Source organism: Pseudomonas sp. 2835, assembly GCF_050435905.1.
Classification (GTDB): domain Bacteria; phylum Pseudomonadota; class Gammaproteobacteria; order Pseudomonadales; family Pseudomonadaceae; genus Aquipseudomonas.
The window spans coordinates 18,623-34,342 of sequence record NZ_JBNDLE010000026.1 but is presented as its reverse complement, the minus strand read 5'-3'; the positions used below and the strand labels follow the sequence as shown (position 1 = coordinate 34,342).

Annotated in this window: 15 protein-coding genes; 10 read left to right on the top strand and 5 right to left on the bottom strand. The window is 64.5% G+C overall.

Translation table 11 applies throughout. The features are described 5' to 3' along the window. Window positions 1-4: 4 nt before the first annotated feature. The 9 genes from ABIE20_RS24995 to ABIE20_RS24955 are packed head-to-tail and all read left to right on the top strand — an operon-like array spanning window position 5 to window position 11,277. Window positions 5-1,156: a PilZ domain-containing protein gene (locus tag ABIE20_RS24995; RefSeq protein WP_429508054.1), complete on the top strand. Its 1,152-nt coding sequence runs from the start codon at window positions 5-7 to the stop codon at window positions 1,154-1,156. A gap of 24 nt (window positions 1,157-1,180) precedes the next feature. Then, a complete protein-coding gene (locus ABIE20_RS24990) occupies window positions 1,181-2,632 on the top strand; it encodes a sel1 repeat family protein (RefSeq protein ID WP_429508052.1) in 1,452 nt (483 codons plus the stop codon). After that, on the top strand, window positions 2,629-4,080 hold the full coding sequence (locus tag ABIE20_RS24985; RefSeq protein ID WP_429508051.1) for an alginate export family protein: 1,452 nt from the start codon (window positions 2,629-2,631) through the stop codon (window positions 4,078-4,080). Before ABIE20_RS24990 ends, ABIE20_RS24985 begins: the two co-directional genes overlap by 4 nt. A gap of 14 nt (window positions 4,081-4,094) precedes the next feature. Further along, complete coding sequence (locus tag ABIE20_RS24980; RefSeq protein ID WP_258715208.1) at window positions 4,095-5,522, top strand: MBOAT family O-acyltransferase; 1,428 nt, start codon at window positions 4,095-4,097, stop codon at window positions 5,520-5,522. A 9-nt stretch (window positions 5,523-5,531) separates the two neighbouring features. Continuing rightward, window positions 5,532-6,626, top strand: a complete 1,095-nt coding sequence (locus ABIE20_RS24975) for an alginate O-acetyltransferase (RefSeq protein WP_429508050.1) — start codon at window positions 5,532-5,534, stop codon at window positions 6,624-6,626. Between the two features lie 10 nt (window positions 6,627-6,636). Next, a complete protein-coding gene (locus ABIE20_RS24970; RefSeq protein ID WP_429508048.1) occupies window positions 6,637-7,281 on the top strand; it encodes an alginate O-acetyltransferase AlgF in 645 nt (214 codons plus the stop codon). A gap of 2 nt (window positions 7,282-7,283) precedes the next feature. Continuing rightward, window positions 7,284-8,687, top strand: coding sequence for an alginate O-acetyltransferase AlgX-related protein (locus ABIE20_RS24965; RefSeq protein WP_429508047.1), 1,404 nt, complete (start codon window positions 7,284-7,286; stop codon window positions 8,685-8,687). Further along, window positions 8,678-9,793, top strand: a complete 1,116-nt coding sequence (locus ABIE20_RS24960) for a polysaccharide lyase (protein ID WP_429508045.1) — start codon at window positions 8,678-8,680, stop codon at window positions 9,791-9,793. Before ABIE20_RS24965 ends, ABIE20_RS24960 begins: the two co-directional genes overlap by 10 nt. Window positions 9,794-9,810: 17 nt before the next feature. Then, window positions 9,811-11,277 (top strand): right-handed parallel beta-helix repeat-containing protein, encoded by a 1,467-nt coding sequence (locus tag ABIE20_RS24955; RefSeq protein WP_429508043.1) that lies wholly within the window; start codon window positions 9,811-9,813, stop codon window positions 11,275-11,277. A gap of 1 nt (window position 11,278) precedes the next feature. Here ABIE20_RS24955 and ABIE20_RS24950 read toward each other — a convergent pair whose 3' ends face one another. The 3 genes from ABIE20_RS24950 to ABIE20_RS24940 form a co-directional block, all read right to left on the bottom strand. After that, the gene (locus ABIE20_RS24950) at window positions 11,279-11,608 is read right to left on the bottom strand and encodes an Ig-like domain-containing protein (protein WP_429508041.1); all 330 of its coding nucleotides are present in this window, start codon (window positions 11,606-11,608) and stop codon (window positions 11,279-11,281) included. A 68-nt stretch (window positions 11,609-11,676) separates the two neighbouring features. Beyond that, window positions 11,677-12,126 carry a GNAT family N-acetyltransferase gene (locus ABIE20_RS24945; protein WP_429508040.1) on the bottom strand — a complete coding sequence of 150 codons (450 nt, stop codon included), beginning with the start codon at window positions 12,124-12,126 and terminating at the stop codon, window positions 11,677-11,679. 93 nt (window positions 12,127-12,219) lie between these two features. Next, window positions 12,220-12,618 (bottom strand): DUF488 domain-containing protein, encoded by a 399-nt coding sequence (locus ABIE20_RS24940; RefSeq protein WP_429508038.1) that lies wholly within the window; start codon window positions 12,616-12,618, stop codon window positions 12,220-12,222. A 128-nt stretch (window positions 12,619-12,746) separates the two neighbouring features. Between ABIE20_RS24940 and ABIE20_RS24935 the strand changes: the two genes are divergently transcribed. Beyond that, window positions 12,747-14,363, top strand: coding sequence for an inorganic phosphate transporter (locus ABIE20_RS24935; protein ID WP_429508037.1), 1,617 nt, complete (start codon window positions 12,747-12,749; stop codon window positions 14,361-14,363). A gap of 62 nt (window positions 14,364-14,425) precedes the next feature. Here ABIE20_RS24935 and ABIE20_RS24930 read toward each other — a convergent pair whose 3' ends face one another. Further along, window positions 14,426-15,121, bottom strand: coding sequence for a glutathione S-transferase N-terminal domain-containing protein (locus tag ABIE20_RS24930; RefSeq protein ID WP_429508035.1), 696 nt, complete (start codon window positions 15,119-15,121; stop codon window positions 14,426-14,428). A gap of 49 nt (window positions 15,122-15,170) precedes the next feature. After that, window positions 15,171-15,677 (bottom strand): N-acetyltransferase family protein, encoded by a 507-nt coding sequence (locus tag ABIE20_RS24925; protein ID WP_429508033.1) that lies wholly within the window; start codon window positions 15,675-15,677, stop codon window positions 15,171-15,173. Window positions 15,678-15,720 lie beyond the last annotated feature (43 nt).

The window sequence follows — 15,720 nt, the reverse complement described above, 5'->3', positions numbered from 1 at the left end:
TGCCATGAGTAGCTCAAGCACACCCGCAGTACCGGCCAACGTAGTCCACGAAGCCATCGACGAACGCCAGTACGTACGCACCAAACTCAACGCCCGGGTCAAGCTCAGCGCGGCCGGCCAGGCGCCGTTCGACAGCACCCTGCAGGATATCTCCCTGGGCGGCATCGGCCTGGTCCACGCCGAGCCGCTGAAGATCGGCAGCCTGTACCATGCCTCGATCCAGCTGCGCCTGAACCAGGTCGACCTGAACATCGACAGCCAGATCAAGATCGTTTCCCAGCGCGGCCAGGAAGTCGGCGCCCAGTTCGTCGAGCTCGATTCGCAAAAGCGCGACATTCTGCGCTACATCATCAGCGCCTACCTGTCGGGTGAAATCGCCGACATCAATGGCCTGTTCAACGTGATGCAGCGGGAAAACTACATCAAGGAACGCAAGCACAAGTACGCCAGTGCGCGCAGCTCCGGTGAGCGTCTCAAGGCCACCCTCGGCACCCTGCTGTATGCCGCCGCCGGCCTCGCCGCGCTGGGCTTTGTCGCCTACAAGTGCTACCTGCTGTTCTTCCGTATCCCGGCAGTACAGGCCCAGGTCTCGGCCAATGCCCAGGTCATCAGCATGCCCGACAACGGCTATGTGAAGTTCCTCCTGGCGCCGGGGCAGACCGAGGTCAAGGCCGGCGCGCCGGTGGCGAGCATTTCCACCCAGCTGGCCACCAGCTTCACCAGCCCGGCCGACATGAAGGCGGTGGCCGATCTCTCGCCCGGCGACCTGCAGACCCTGCTCGGGCGCGCCACCATCGAAACCGTGATCAACAGCCCGTGCGACTGCGAGCTGTACTTCCCGAACAAGCCCCTCGACGGCTATGGCTACAAGCAGGCGCCGCTGGTGCATTTGCTGCCCAAGGATGAAGGCCTGTTCGTCACCGCCAACGTGCCGTTCGACAAGCTCGCCGACATCGGCCGGGTGACCTCGGTGGACCTCAAGGTGTTCGGCCTGGATGAAACCTTCAGCGGCAAGGTCGTCGACTCCCACGTCGATGAAGCCAACAAGAACCTGGCCCTGACCATCGTTCCCGACAGCCCGCTGCCACGCGCCGCGTACCAGAAGCCGGTGGCGGTGGACCTGTACCTGGGCCTGCCGTTCACGGCGTCGCGCTAAGCACCCCCAAGGAAGGAATAGGCAATGAATGCGAAGACGCCCTCCCGCCTGCTGCTGGCCAGCATCGGCCTTGCCTGCGCCGGCAATGCCCTGGCCGGGCAAAGCCTTGAGCAGATCCGCTACGCGCTGTACAAGGACCCGAGCGCCAATGTCAGTGCCGACCTGCGCATCCTGGCCGAGCGCGGCGACCTGGCGTCCAAGCTGCTGCTCGGTGATGTGCTGGCCAACAGCGATGGCGCCAGCCGCGCAGAAATCATCGCCCTGTACAAGGAGGCGTTTGCCGATGGCCGCGGCCAGGTACCGGCGCTGGCCTCGTTGGCGCGCCTGCTGGACCGCACCCCGAGCCTGCAAAAGAGCCAACAGCAATGGATGGCCCAGGCCCTGACGCGCTACCCGGCAACCCTCGACCCGCGCAATGCCAGCACCACCCTGGAGGTATTCCTGGTCTACCCGCAGCTGGTCTCCAGCGACCAGGCGGCGCAGTTGCTGGCCCTGTACCAGCAGTCGTGCCTGCTCAACTGCCGTCCCGAGCTGTACCAGGCGGTGCTGGCCGAGCGCCAGGGCGACCGCGCCGGCGCCGAGCGCTGGTACCAACAGGCGGTGCGTGTCGATGTACGGGCGATCGACCGCTATTACCGCTTTCTCGGTGACGATCAGGACCGCGCCTTCCCGGCCTTTGCCCGCAGCCTCGAAGCGCTGCGCCCGACCCTGGCGGTTGAAATCGTGCACCGCATCGGCTCGCTGCTCGACAGCATCAACAGCGTGCAGCGCGCCGAGCAGGAAGCCGACCGCTACCAGCGCCAGGCCAGTGCCATGGGCCCGGCGCGGGTGCAGCCGGACGCCGCGCAGCTGGCCCTGGAAAAACAGCGCAGCGATGCCCTGGACCTGGCCCGCGGCGAAGCCCATCGCTGGCGCGACAACGCCGTCGAGCGCGGCTTCGTGCCGGCGATGGTGTCCAAGGCCAACTACATGATTTCCAACCCCACCGAGCACAACGCCGAAGAGACCCAAGCGCTGATCGACCAGGTGCGGGCCCGCGAAGCGACCCGGGCCAAGGCACTGCAGGCCTCGTTCTACATGGTCAACAACTGGCTGACCCTGGACCCGGACAAGGCCCGCGCGCTGATCGACGAGCTGGTTGCCAGCCGCTACCCCGACGCCGAGCTGCTGCTGGCCGAGTACTACAGCAAGGGCGTGGCCGACCAGCCCGACCAGGACAAGGCCCTGGAGATTTTCCAGGCCCAGGCCCGCGCCGGCTCCACCGCCGCCTGGTACCGCATGGCCACCCTGCACGCTTACGGGCGCGCCCTCTGCCACGACCCGGTCAAGGCCTACACCTATGCCCAGGTGGCCGTGGCGCTGGGCGAGAACGGTGCCCGCAGCCTGGTCACGCGCCTGGAAAAGACCCTGAAAAAGGATGACATCGCGCGCGCCCTGGCGGCACGCAACGATCTGTTGAAGGAGGCAACCCTGTGAAAGCCCACCACACCCTGTTCGGCGCCCTGCTGGCCCTGGCACCGCTGTACCCAGCGCACGCGCTGGAAGAAGTCACCGGCCCCGAGGCCGACAGCAGCGAGCCGGTGCGGGTCGCCGATGGCAGCGAGCCGGTGATCACCTCGGAATTTTTCAACAAGCTCACCGTGCAAACCGGCTACGGCCCTGAAAACTCCGAAGTCGGCCGCAGCCGCGAGATGTTCTACAGCTTGCGCTACGAGCCGTCGTTCGCCTGGTACTCGCCGGAAAAACGCTGGGCCAAGTGGATGGTCTACGGCCGCCTGTGGCTGAACTACGACTCCAGCGAGTCGGCCAGCGTGCAGAACGAAAACGCCAACAATCTCGACCGCGAACAGCCCGAAGGCTGGTACGCCGAACTGCGCGAGCTGTATGTGAAACGCAACCTGCTCGGCGACGACCCGCGTTTTTCGCTGTCGGCCGGGCGCCAGCGCTACTTCGACGACTACGGCATCTGGTGGGACGACAGCATCGAGTCGCTGCGTTTCAACTACAACGACACCTTCTCCCGCGGCTTTGTCGCCGTGGCGCAGAAGTTCTACAACTACAACAGCGACGTCAATCGCCTGGCCGACAGCGAGGAGCGCACCACCTACCTGATGGGCGAGTACGCCTACCGCTGGAGCGAGCACAACTGGGCCGGCGTGCGCCTGATGCACGAGAACGACCACAGCGGCCACGATGCTGAAGACCGCTACGACTTCAAGGGCATGCGCTACGGTCTGTTCTTCAAGGCTGACGATCTTGAGGTGACGCCGCTGTTCAGCGACTACCACCTGGAGCTCGCGGGCCTGGACGGCAAGGTCGACAACACCGACGTCAACGGCGTCACCAGCACCGGCCACAACGCCAGCGGCTGGGCGGCCCTGGGCGAAATCGGCAAGCGCTTTCACGACTTGCCGTGGACGCCAAGGGTGGCCCTGCGCGGCGGCCTGACCGACAAACCGAGCAACGACAACGACGGCTTTCGCCTGAATGCCATCCAGTCCGACCGCATCACCCGCCAGGGCAGCTACAGCACGCGCCTGGCCAGCTCTTTCGTCAGCCTCGACCTGCGCAACCTGAGCTACTACGGCATCGCCCTGGAAACCAACCCGACACCGCACAGCGCCCTGGATTTTCGCCTCACCGAACTGAAGTTGCGCGATGCCAACGGCACCCTGCCGATTCGTCTTGAAGGCGACCAGCGCAGCGAGCGCAACCGCGCCATTGCCCAGGGCAACCACGGCGGTGGCAAGGACGTCGGGCAGATGCTCGACCTCAACTACTACTGGAAGATGTTTCCAGTGGCCATCGACGGCAAGCACCTGGACGTCAACGCCCTGGTCAGCGCCAGCTACCTCAACGCCGGCAACGCCCTGGACAGTGGTGATGACTACCAGCTGACCTTTGGCGTCGTGGTCAGCTACTAAGGACGGAACCCGAGATGATCTTCGCCTCCAACGTCTTCCTGTTCCTCTACCTGCCGCTGTTCCTGGCCGTGTACTTCCTCGCCCGGGCGCCGTGGCGCTCGACGGTGATCGTCGCCGCCAGCTACATCTTCTATGCCTGGTGGCGGCCGGACTTCCTGCTGCTGTTTGTCGCCATCACCTACTGGAACTACTGGTTCGGCCTGCGCATCAAGGCGCGCCTGGATGCCGGCGACAAGCGCTGGGCGTTCCGTCTGCTGTGGATCGGCATCATCGGCAACCTGTCGACCCTGGGCTACTTCAAATACGCCAACTTTGGCGCCGAGGTGCTGGCCGCCCTGCTCGCGCCGCTGGGCATCAACACCTTCACCCTGGAGACGATCTTCCTGCCGCTGGGCATCTCCTTCTATGTGTTCCATGCCCTGAGCTACATCGTCGATATCTACCGCAAGGACGCCACGCCGACCAACAACTTCATCGACTTCGCCGCCTTTGTCGCGCTGTTCCCGCACCTGGTGGCCGGCCCGATCCTGCGCTACAGCCAGCTGGCACCGCAGCTGCGCCAGCGCACCCACTCGCTGGAGCTGTTCTCGCTGGGCGTGTGCCGGTTCATGCTCGGCTTCATCATGAAGGTGCTGATTGCCGACCAGCTGGCGCCGATCAACGTGCTGTTCATCAGCGAAGGCACCCTGCAATTGAGCGATGCCTGGTTCGGCCTGGTGGTCTCGACCCTGCAGCTGTACTTCGACTTCGCCGGCTACAGCCACATGGCCCTGGGCCTGGCATTGATGATGGGTTTCCGTTTTCCGGAAAACTTCAACCAGCCCTATGTGTCGCAGAGCATCACCGAGTTCTGGGCGCGCTGGCACATGACCCTGGCGCACTTTCTGCGCGACTACGTGTACATGCCGCTGGTGCGCAAGCGCATCGCCGGGGCGCTGCCGGCGCTGGTCTACACCATGTTGCTGTCAGGGCTGTGGCACGGCGCCAGTTTCGCCTTTATCTGCTGGGGGCTGTTCTTCGGTTTCGGCATGGTCATCGAGCGCAAGTTCAACCTGGCGACCAAGATCACCACGCCCTACCACCTGGGCCGCAACCTGCGCACCTTCGTGCTGATCATCCTGAGCATGCCGCTGTTCTTCACCAACGACCTGCGCCACAGCATCGACATCTACCAGGCGCTGTTCGGCCTCAACGGCCTCGGTTCGCTGGACCTGTACGTGCTTGGCGCCTCGAAGATGGCCATGTCGTTCGCCGCCATTGCCCTGTGCTGGCTGGTGCTGGCCGGCAGCAACAACGTGCGCTTCTACGCCGGCAACAAGGAGCAGTACTTCATGCGCCATGTCGGCGGCCTCAAGGCCCTGCTGCTGTGGGCCGGCTTTGCCCTGGCGCTGAGCAGCCTGGCGGCGCATTCGTTCTCGCCCTTTCTGTACTTTCAGTTCTAGGAGACCGCCATGTACCCGGTCATGAATTCGGCCAGCAAGGTCAACGGCATTGCCTTCGGCGTCCTGCTGGCAGGCATGTTCGTCTACTCGTTGCCCCCGGTGTTGAGCTTTGCCCGCAACCAGACCGACGCCTGGAACCTGTTCGTCGACGGCAAGCTGCTGCGCAAGTTCGAGCAGGTCTACGACAAGCGCTTCTTCCTGCGAGAGCCGTCGGTCGAGCTGTGGGCCAACGCCCAGTACCGGCTGTTCGACGAAGGCACCAAGGGCGTGGTGCTGGGCAAGGACGGCTGGCTCTACACCAACCAGGAATACCGCGTGCCGAACAATCTTGAGGCCAACCTCGACGCCCAGCTCAAGCAGATCGCCCAGGTCCAGCAACAGCTCAAGGCCCACAACAAGCGCCTGATCGTGCTGCCGCTGCCGATGAAGGTCGATGTCTATGCCGAGCACACCCAACGCGCCGTCGACCCACGGGCGATCAGCCTCTACGACCGTTTCGTCGAGCGCCTGCAAGCGCAGAAGATTGCCGTCACGCCGTTGCGCTCGGCATTTCTGGCCAACCTTGCCGGCCCCGAGCTGTTCCTCAAGTCCGACACCCACTGGAGCCCGCAAGGCGCGCGCCTGAGTGCCTATGAGCTGGCCCGCCAGCGCCCGGAACTGCTCGGTGACCAGCGTTACCTGTCGCACAAGGTCGCCGACAAGACGGTCAAGGGCGACCTGATGAACTACATCCAGTTCAACCACGCGCAACTGGCGCCGCAGTTCGGCCCCAACCAGATCGCCCTGTACGAAACCCTCAAGGCCGAACAGAGCGCCAGCGACCTGTTCGCCAGTGAAACCCAGAGCCTGATGCTGGTCGGTACCAGCTACAGCAAGATCGATGACTGGAACTTCGTCGGCTTTCTCAAGGAAGCACTCAACCGCGACCTGCTGAGCGTGTCGGTGGAAGCCCGCGGGCCGTTCGAGGCCATGAGCCAGTTCCTTGCCAGCGACCAGCTGAGCAACCCCGAGATCGACACCGTGGTCTGGGAATTCCCCCTGCGCACCCTGCTCGCCCACCGCCTCGGCTCCCTGAGCCGCCCCGGCCAGACCCAACATTTCTAAGGAGAGACTGATGAACATTGCACCGCAACGCCTGCTCGCCACTTGCGCCCTGCTGCTGGGCAGCGCCGCCGCTCATGCCGCCGAAGGCAATGCCGACCTGTACGACGCCGTGGCCCCGGCCGACTCGGCCTTCGTCCGTGTGCTTAACCTGTCCGCCAGCAACATCGATGTGACCCTGAGTGGCAAGATCACCGCGCAACGGGTCGCCGCCGGCCAGCTCAGCGGCTACCGCTTCACCCCGGCCGGCGCCCACAAGATCGCCGTCGGCGGCACTGCCATCGAGCCGCAGCTCAAGGCCAACGCCGCCAGCACTGTAGTCTTTGATGGCAGCAAGCTGACCCTGATCGCCGACAAGTACGTCAACGAGCCGAAGAAAGCCCAGGTCGCCTTCTACAACCTGACCCCGGCCCAGGCAGCGCTGAAAACCGTCGATGGCAAGCACGTGATCGTCGACCCGCTGGGCAAGGACCAGACCGGCAGCCGCATGGTCAACGAGATCAAGATCGGCTTTGCCGCTTACGTCGACGAGCAGAACGTAGCCCAGTTCGACGAACTGTTCCTGAAAAAGGGCCGCTCCTACAGCTACGTGCTCCTGCCCAAGGGCGCCGGCTACCAGAGCATGAGCCTGGCCAATAGCATCGACCCGAGCGAGTGATCATGAAGCGCATTCTTCCCCTTGGCCTGGCGGCGCTGCTGGGCCCTCTGCTGAGCGCCCCGAGCGTGGCCGCAGAGCCCGCCAAGGCCGGTTGCACGAGCCTTGAGTGCATGGTCTGCCCGGGCCTGAGCAACCCGCAGAATTACGCCGAAGGGCGCATGAAGCTGATGCGCGAGATCGTCCCGGCCAAGGACCGCTGGCTGTTCCGCTCGGCGGTGGACCTGACCAACGATTTCGGCATCCCGGCGCCCATGCGCCCGGAGTTCGCACGTTTGATGGCCGCCTTTCGCCAGCAGGGTATCCACGTGGCCATGGCGGTGCAACCGACCCGTGGCCTGATGCACCGCGACAAGCTCTACGCCGACAAGCTGCATGGCTTCGACTTTGCCCGCGCCAGCGGCAACCTGGAGAACTACCTGCAGCAATTGCGCGCCGGTGGCGCGGTGGTGCCACCGTTGATGCAACTGGTGCACACCCCGCCCAAGGGCGAGTTCTTTTTTCGCCGTGACCACCACTGGACCCCGGCCGGTGCCCAGGCCACGGCAAGGCTGGTTGCCGAAGAAATCCGCCGGCAGCCGTTCTACGCCGACCTGAGCAAAAAAAGCTACCGCACCGAACCCGGGGTCATGGTGCCCAAGGACGGCACCCTGAACCTGGCGCTGAGCTATATCTGCGGCAACAACTACGGATTCCAGTACGTGCGCGGTTACCAGACCATCCCCGAAGCCGACGGCGCCGATGCGCTGTTCGACGACGCGCCGGACCCGCAAGTGATCCTGGTTGGCGACAGTAACGCCGCCGCCCGTGAAGACGAGAGCAAGCAGTTCAACTTCGACGGCTACCTCAAGCAGTACCTTGAGGTCGACATCCTCAACTACGCCCTGCCCGGCGTCGGCCAGGACGGCTCGCTGCTCGAATACCTGCTGTCGGAGAACTACAAGCCCAAGGCGCCGCCGAAGTTGATCATCTGGGAGCTGCCGGCCAACTACCAACTGGAATCCGAGCAGATGTACCGCCAGCTGATCCCGGCGATCAAGGGCGGCTGCCCGGTATCGACCGAGATCCTGGCCAACCGGGTGCAGCGCCCGCCGCTGCGGGTCAACGAGCGCATCGAGCTGCTCAGCAATACCGGTGAACACCGCAAGAGCCTCGGCAACGGCCAGGGCTTTCTCGATATCCGCATCAGCGACAAGAACGTCAAGGATTTCTACGTGATCGTCTATTACGACAACGGTGCCCGCGACAAGGTCTGGTTTCGCCGCGAGGCGGTGGTTACCGGCGGCCAGTACTATCTTGAGCTGAGCCGGGCCAAGGAATTTGCCGGGGCCAACCTGCTGTCGGTGTTCATGGAGCCGACCAAGCCCGGCACCGCCGCCACCCAAGTGGAAACCCGCGTATGCCTGTAAAGACCTGGACCGCGCTGGGCCTGGGCCTGTGCGCCAGCCTGCAGTTGGCCGACAGCCTGGCGGCCAGCTCGATCTGGCCGCCGCGGGCCACCGCGCAGTCGGCGATGATCGCCGACTACCGCACCTTGAGCTGCAGCAAGCAAGCACCGCCGCCCTACACCGGCAGCTTGCAGCTACAAAGCAAGTACGACCAGCGCGACGCCAGCAAGTCGACCCTGCGCAGCAGCCCGGACGCCAACAGCGAACAGATCGGCAAGCAGGTCAAACAGTTCATCGTCGGCCTGATCTACGCCAGCAAGCGCTTCCAGCGGGCGAAGAATCCGCAGGAGGCGAACATGGCCCTGGCCTGCCAGGACCAGTGGCTGGAGCGCTGGGCCGAGGCCGGTGCCCTGCTCAACCCCGACGCCAGCAGCACCGGCATGGCTGCGCGCAAATGGGCGGTGGCGGCCATGGCCTCGACCCTGCTGATGACCCAGGCCGCCAGCGACGCCAAGCTGCAATTGTCGCCGGCGCAGAAGGCCTGGTTCAGCCAGTTGGGCGAGCGCATCATCGCCGAGTACCAGCCGCGTCGCGGCCCCGGTTTTAGCTGGTTCAACAACCACGACTACTGGGCGGCCTGGGCCGTGGCGGCGACCGGCATGCTGGTGCAGCGCGACGACTTCATCCAGTGGGCCGACGGCAACCTGCGCCGCGGCCTGCAGCAGGCGGTGAAGTCCGCTGACGGCAGCTACGCCTACCTGCCGCTGGAAGTGGCGCGCAGCAAACTGGCCGCCACCTACAGCCAGTACGCCCTGGTGCCGCTGGTGCTGCTGGCAGAATCGGCGCAGGCCAACGGCCTGGCGTGGAGCCGCGACGATCAGCAGACCCTGGAACTGCTGGCCAACTTCGCCGCCCGCAGCATCCTCGACCCCGACGGCCTGCCCGAGCTCAAGGGCAAGTCGCAGAGCGACGTCGCCCCGTACAAACTGGCCTGGCTGATCCCCTTCCTGCAGCGCGCCCCGGGCCACCGCCTGGCCCGTCAGCTGTATGACAGCGAGGATGGCGAGGTCGACAACTACAGCCAGATCGGCGGCCCGCTCAAGCCGTTCTATCCCACACTGCCGTAACCCAAGGACGAACCGTCATGGCCATGCTTGCCCGCCCGCTTACCCTTTCCTGCCTGGCGCTGCTGTTCAGCGCCGTGGCCCAGGCTGCCAGCCAGAGCTTGCCGCTGCAGCAAACACTGAGCGCGGTAGACAGCGCCGAACACCAGCGCGACCTGCAGCAGTTGCAGCAACAGGTCAGCCAGGCCGTGCAACTGCAGGTCAGCGAACGCCCGCGCCCGGCCGGCCGCGCCAGTGTCAGCCTGCAACCGATGTTCTCGTCACAGGCCGGCAGCTGGCCGTTCGAGCCGTTCGTCAACAACGGCCTGTTCCGCGCCATCGCCGGCTACCAGGCGCATCACCCGCAAGCGGTGCTGGTGCGCGGCGGCAGCGTCAGCCTGGCGCAACTGCACGAGGCCCTTGACGACCCGAAGATCATCAAGCGCTACAAGGACGGCTACCTGCTCAGCTACCCGCTGGTGATCGCCAGCGACGGCGGCCTGCTGCTCGAAGGCACCAGCCTGTACCTGTACAGCTACTCCGGCACGGCGCTGATCAACCAGGGCTGGCTGGGCCTGAACCAGTCGCGCCTGGAGAGCGTCGCCGGCGACAAGCCCGGCAGCACCGACCGCGCCTGGCGGCCGTTCGTGGTGGCCTGGGCCGGCAGCCACACCCAGGTGATCGGCTCGACCCTCAACCGCCTGGGCTACAACGCCAACCTCTCGCGCGGCCTGACCACCGCCTTGAGCAGCCAGCAGGCGGCATCCACCCGCCCGGCCACGCTGATCATCCGCGACAGCCAGTTCAATGAACTGTCCAGCGCGGTAGAGCTGCAACACAGCCAGGCGCAGATCGACAACAGCCAGTTCGGCCGGTCCCAGCAGTACGCCATCGACGTGCGTGACAGCCAGGTGGTGGTACGCAACAACCAGTTGCGCGGCATCGACAACAACAGCGGCATCCGCCTGCGCGGCCAGACCCGCGCACGTATCGAGCACAATTTGATCCTTGGCGCGCACAAGGCGGCCATCGAGGTCAGCGAGCAACAGGGAGCGCTGCTGCTGACCGGCAACCTGATCGGTGACAGCCGGGGCAACGGCATCCAGCTGCGCAACCTGGCGCCGAGCGCTGCCGCGCCGCTGCTGATCAGCGACAACCTGATCGGCAACAGCCAGGGCAGCGCCGTGGATGCCAGCGAGGTCGGCGCCGTCAGCCTGATCGGCAACCGCATCGGCAACAGCCCGGAATACGCCGTCAGCCTGCGCAATGCCGCGCCGCTGCCCGGGCCGCTAACCTTGAGCGGCAACACCCTGGGCAAGGTCGGCAAGGCGGTGGTGCGGGTCGAGGGGTTGCAGCAGGTGGTGTTGGGGCCGAACACCTTCGAGGGCAAGCCGATTTTGCAGAACCTGCTGATTGGTGACCTGTTGCCGGTGCAAAGCAAACTGCTGGAGGCCACCGTTGCTCAGCAGGGGGTCATTCGAATGCAGTCCCAGACCTCAAGCCGTTAGTTCAACGCTGGTCGCGAAACTTGAGCTTAGGGGAAGTAAAACGCTCGTCACTGATAGCAGCGGTGATGAAGCCTTCCCCGCCAATCAAGCTCTTTCCAGGGTCAATGGGCACAAACTTGGTTTCCACCTTACAGGTAGCCTTGCCAAAAGTATCCGTCGAGCTGTCTGACTCTTTTATCTCGATGGAGCCACTGGAGGTCCAGGTAACAGTTACGCCTGGGACGGGGTTCCCCCTTGAATCGTAAATACTTAGAGTCAAATCAATGCTCTGCTCGTAGTCGACCTCGGTTACGGGAACATGGAGTCCACTAACATTCTTCGCTTCGCTCATTTGCGTTCACCTTGGGTTAGTTGATCCGGTTACTGCCATGCCCGGTCGACTCTATGCCCGAGGTTCACTCAGCCGCTACTGGTAAAAATGTCAGTACGCCGCTGCATGCGCACGAAACATTCGTCCTCACCGACTGCCTCAAAGCCGTGGCGCAGGTACAACGCCTGCGCCGGGTTGCTCCTGAACACCATCAGGCGCAGCAGCGGCAATTGCCGCTGGCCGGTCCAGTCGGCCAGTTGCGTTAATACCCAGCTGCCGATGCCGCGGCCGCGAAAGCCTTCGAGCAGGTGCAGTTCACGGATGAACAGGGCCTGGCGGTCCTGGCTCAGGCTGAAGTAACCCAGCGGTTGCTGGGCTTCACTGATCAGCCACTGCTCACGCCATTCCCAGGCCTGGTCGAAGGCTTCTTCCTGCCAGAGCAGGTCGAACTCGCGGTAATAGGGCAGCATGGCCCGGCGGGTGAGGTCGCGGGCGAAGGTGCGGTGCTGGTCGGTGGCGGGGGTCAGTTGCACAGTCATTGCGGTCTTTCTCAATAAGCAAGGGCCAGGATGCACGCAGCCCCTGTGGGAGCCGGCGTTGCCGGCGATGGGCTGCAAAGCAGCCCCATTGACTCAAGTGTTGAACTCATCGGCATAACACACCGGCGAACTCCCCGGCCCCTGGCGCTCCAGCTCATCCTCAAGCCATTGCGCCAGCACCCTGGCATTGTTGTGCTCAGTGTCCTTGCCCGCATACAGCAAGGTCAGATCGCCCTGCCCGGCCATGCCCAGCAGCTTCCACCAATGCTCGGGACGCGCCGCAAGTTCCTGGCGATAACGCTCGGCAAAGCCGGCAAAATCTACCTCCCCCTGATGAAACGCCTGGCGCAACGCCGTTGACGGCGCCACCTGTGGCAGCCACAGGGCCTGCAACTGGTCCTTGCGCGTGTTGCGCGGCCACAGGCGGTCGACCAGCACGCGCTGGCCATCGGCAGCATCCTGCGGGTCATAAACGCGTTTGCAACGGATCATCGTTACCCTCCATCGGCAGGTCCCTTGATCCTAGGACTTTCCTTGATCGAGGTCACGGTGCTGTCACCGATTGTTTTTATCATGGCCGGGCAAGGCTAGACCCTTTCTGGTAACCCGGACCCGTCATCATGACCACCCCGACCCTGGCTGGCAGCCCATCGCTGGCCAACCACGATCCACGCCCACGTCTCGATCACAAACCCGGCCGCACCACCCTGACCCTGTTCTTCGGCCTGCTGGTGGCCGGCCTTTTATATACCGCCTGGAGCGTGTTGCGCGACATCGACGCCACCGGCACCGTAGTCACCACCTGGACCCCCTTTCTGCTGCTCGGCCTGGCGTTGCTGATTGCCCTGGGCTTCGAGTTCGTCAACGGTTTTCACGACACCGCCAACGCCGTGGCCACGGTGATTTACACCCATTCGTTGCCGCCGTCGGTGGCGGTGGTGTGGTCTGGCTGTTTCAACTTTCTTGGCGTGCTGCTGTCCAGCGGCGCGGTGGCCTTCGGCATCATCGCCTTGCTGCCGGTGGAGCTGATTTTGCAGGTCGGCTCCTCGGCCGGCTTCTCGATGGTCTTCGCCCTGCTGTTGTCGGCGATCATCTGGAACCTGGGCACCTGGTGGCTGGGCCTGCCGGCTTCGTCCTCGCATACCTTGATCGGCTCGATCATCGGCGTCGGCATCGCCAACGCGCTGATGCACGGGCGCGACGGCACCAGCGGCGTGGACTGGGCCCAGGCCAGCAAGGTCGGTTATTCACTGCTGCTCTCGCCGCTGGTGGGTTTTACCTGCGCGGCGCTGTTGCTGCTGGCCCTGCGTATGCTGGTCAAGCGCCGCGAGCTGTACCAGGCGCCGGTCGGCAACACGCCGCCGCCCTGGTGGATTCGCGGGCTTTTGATCCTCACCTGCACCGGGGTGTCGTTCGCCCACGGCTCCAACGACGGGCAAAAAGGCATGGGCCTGATCATGCTGATCCTGGTCGGCACCCTGCCCATGGCCTATGCCCTGAACCGGACCATGCCGGCCGACCAGTCGCTGCAGTTCGCCGCCGTCGCCGAGGTCACCCAGCAGGCTTTGCAGCGCAGCGCCCCGCAGGCACCGCCGGCGGACCCACGGCAGGCCCTTAGCGCTTTCATCCGCCAGCCACAGGCCAGCGACGAACTGCTGCCGGCCCTGGCGGCGCTGGCCGGGATGATCGGCAGCGAAGTCAAGGGCTACGGCTCGCTCAACCGGGTGCCAGCCGAAGCCATGGCCAACGTGCGCAACGACATGTACCTGACCTCCGAGGCCATCCGCCTGATCGACAAGCACCAGTTGGCGCAGTTCGATGCCGATACCCAGGCCAAGGTGCAGCTGTTCAAGCAACAGATCGACAGCGCCACCCGCTACATTCCGTTGTGGGTGAAGATCGCCGTGGCTATCGCCCTGGGGCTGGGGACCATGGTCGGCTGGCGGCGCATCGTGGTGACCGTCGGCGAGAAGATCGGCAAGACCCACCTGACCTACGCCCAGGGCGCCTCGGCGGAGCTGGTGGCGATGTGCACCATTGGCGCGGCCGACATGTACGGGCTGCCGGTGTCGACCACCCACGTGCTGTCGTCCGGGGTGGCCGGGAGCATGGTTGCCAACGGCTCGGGCTTGCAGATGCGCACCCTGTTCAACCTGCTGATGGCCTGGGTGCTGACCTTGCCGGCGGCGATTGTGCTGGCCGGGGGGTTGTACTGGGTGTTTCGGCAGGTGTTTTAGTCATCGCGGGGCAAGCCCGCTCCCACAGGAATGTGCGAGCGGGCTTGCCCCGCGATAAGGCGCTAAGCTGGGATCTTCAGCCCCCGCTCCACCGCCGGCCGCGCCACAAACGCCGCCAGCACGCGCTTGACGTTGGCAAAGTCGTCAAAGCCGACCAGCTCGCCCGCCTCATAAAAACCGATCAGGTTGCGTACCCAGGGCAGAATCGCGATGTCGGCAATGCTGTACTCGTCCATCACCCAGTCGCGCCCTTCAAGACGCTTGTCGAGCACCCCGAGCAAACGCCGCGACTCGGCCACATAGCGGTCACGCGGGCGCTTGTCTTCATAGTCCTTGCCGGCGAACTTGTTGAAGAACCCTAGCTGGCCGAACATCGGCCCGATCCCGCCCATCTGGAACATCAGCCACTGCAGGGTTTGGTAGCGCTTGGCCGGGTCGGCCGGCAGCAGCTTGCCGGTTTTTTCCGCCAGGTAGATGAGGATCGCCCCGGACTCGAACAGCGGCAGCGGCTGGCCGCCCGGGCCGTCAGGGTCGAGGATCGCCGGGATCTTGTTGTTGGCGCTCAGGGAGATGAATTCGGGGGTCAGCTGGTCATTGGTCTCGAAGCTGACCTTGTGCACCTCGTAGGCCAGGCCGATCTCCTCAAGCATGATCGACACCTTGACGCCGTTGGGCGTGGGCAGCGAATACAGCTGCAGCAGCTCGGGCTGTTTGGCCGGCCATTTGCGGGTGATCGGGAATGCGCTGAGATCAGTCATGAACACAACCTTGAGCAATAAGAGGAGGACGACACTTTAACCAGTTTTGTCAGCGCCGCGCGACCATCACCCAGTCGCGATGACGCTCCGGCCCGCATTCGAACACGGCCTCGCCGACCTTGCTAAAGCCATTGCGCTGGTAAAAGCGGATCGCCCGGGCGTTCTGTTCGTTGACGGTCAGGCGAATGGCGCCGTGCACCTGCGCCAGGGTGTCGTCGAGCAACAGCTGCGCGCCACCCTGGCCATGCAGCTCGGGCAGCACATAGCAGCGGCTCAGTTCAGGCAAGCCATCGGCTTCGGCAATCCCCAGCACTTCGGGGGCAGTGTCGACCAGGCTGTAGCCCACCACGGTGCCCAGGTGCTCCAGCACGCGCAGGCGTTTGCGTCGGTTGAGCAGGTGCAGTACAAAATGCTCGGGCTGCAGCCGGCTGTCGATGTATTCCTGCATTGCCTGCTCGCCAGCCTCCGGCGGGCTGGCCAGGGCGAAGGTCTGGCTGGCAACCAGGCTGAGCGCCTCGGCATCACTGGGCCGGGCAACGCGGGTAGTGAATGGCATGCAGCAACATCCTGTCGAACGGGCGATTCGGCATGGTAGCCCG

Excerpts from the sequence above, each read along its gene's own strand:
- ABIE20_RS24995 (WP_429508054.1), top strand. The coding sequence starts at position 5 with ATGAGTAGCTCAAGCACACCCGCAGTACCGGCCAACGTAGTCCACGAA.
- ABIE20_RS24990 (WP_429508052.1), top strand. The coding sequence starts at position 1,181 with ATGAATGCGAAGACGCCCTCCCGCCTGCTGCTGGCCAGCATCGGCCTT.
- ABIE20_RS24980 (WP_258715208.1), top strand. The coding sequence starts at position 4,095 with ATGATCTTCGCCTCCAACGTCTTCCTGTTCCTCTACCTGCCGCTGTTC.
- ABIE20_RS24975 (WP_429508050.1), top strand. The coding sequence starts at position 5,532 with ATGTACCCGGTCATGAATTCGGCCAGCAAGGTCAACGGCATTGCCTTC.
- ABIE20_RS24970 (WP_429508048.1), top strand. The coding sequence starts at position 6,637 with ATGAACATTGCACCGCAACGCCTGCTCGCCACTTGCGCCCTGCTGCTG.
- ABIE20_RS24965 (WP_429508047.1), top strand. The coding sequence starts at position 7,284 with ATGAAGCGCATTCTTCCCCTTGGCCTGGCGGCGCTGCTGGGCCCTCTG.
- ABIE20_RS24960 (WP_429508045.1), top strand. The coding sequence starts at position 8,678 with ATGCCTGTAAAGACCTGGACCGCGCTGGGCCTGGGCCTGTGCGCCAGC.
- ABIE20_RS24955 (WP_429508043.1), top strand. The coding sequence starts at position 9,811 with ATGGCCATGCTTGCCCGCCCGCTTACCCTTTCCTGCCTGGCGCTGCTG.
- ABIE20_RS24950 (WP_429508041.1), bottom strand. The coding sequence starts at position 11,608 with ATGAGCGAAGCGAAGAATGTTAGTGGACTCCATGTTCCCGTAACCGAG.
- ABIE20_RS24945 (WP_429508040.1), bottom strand. The coding sequence starts at position 12,126 with ATGACTGTGCAACTGACCCCCGCCACCGACCAGCACCGCACCTTCGCC.
- ABIE20_RS24940 (WP_429508038.1), bottom strand. The coding sequence starts at position 12,618 with ATGATCCGTTGCAAACGCGTTTATGACCCGCAGGATGCTGCCGATGGC.
- ABIE20_RS24935 (WP_429508037.1), top strand. The coding sequence starts at position 12,747 with ATGACCACCCCGACCCTGGCTGGCAGCCCATCGCTGGCCAACCACGAT.
- ABIE20_RS24930 (WP_429508035.1), bottom strand. The coding sequence starts at position 15,121 with ATGACTGATCTCAGCGCATTCCCGATCACCCGCAAATGGCCGGCCAAA.
- ABIE20_RS24925 (WP_429508033.1), bottom strand. The coding sequence starts at position 15,677 with ATGCCATTCACTACCCGCGTTGCCCGGCCCAGTGATGCCGAGGCGCTC.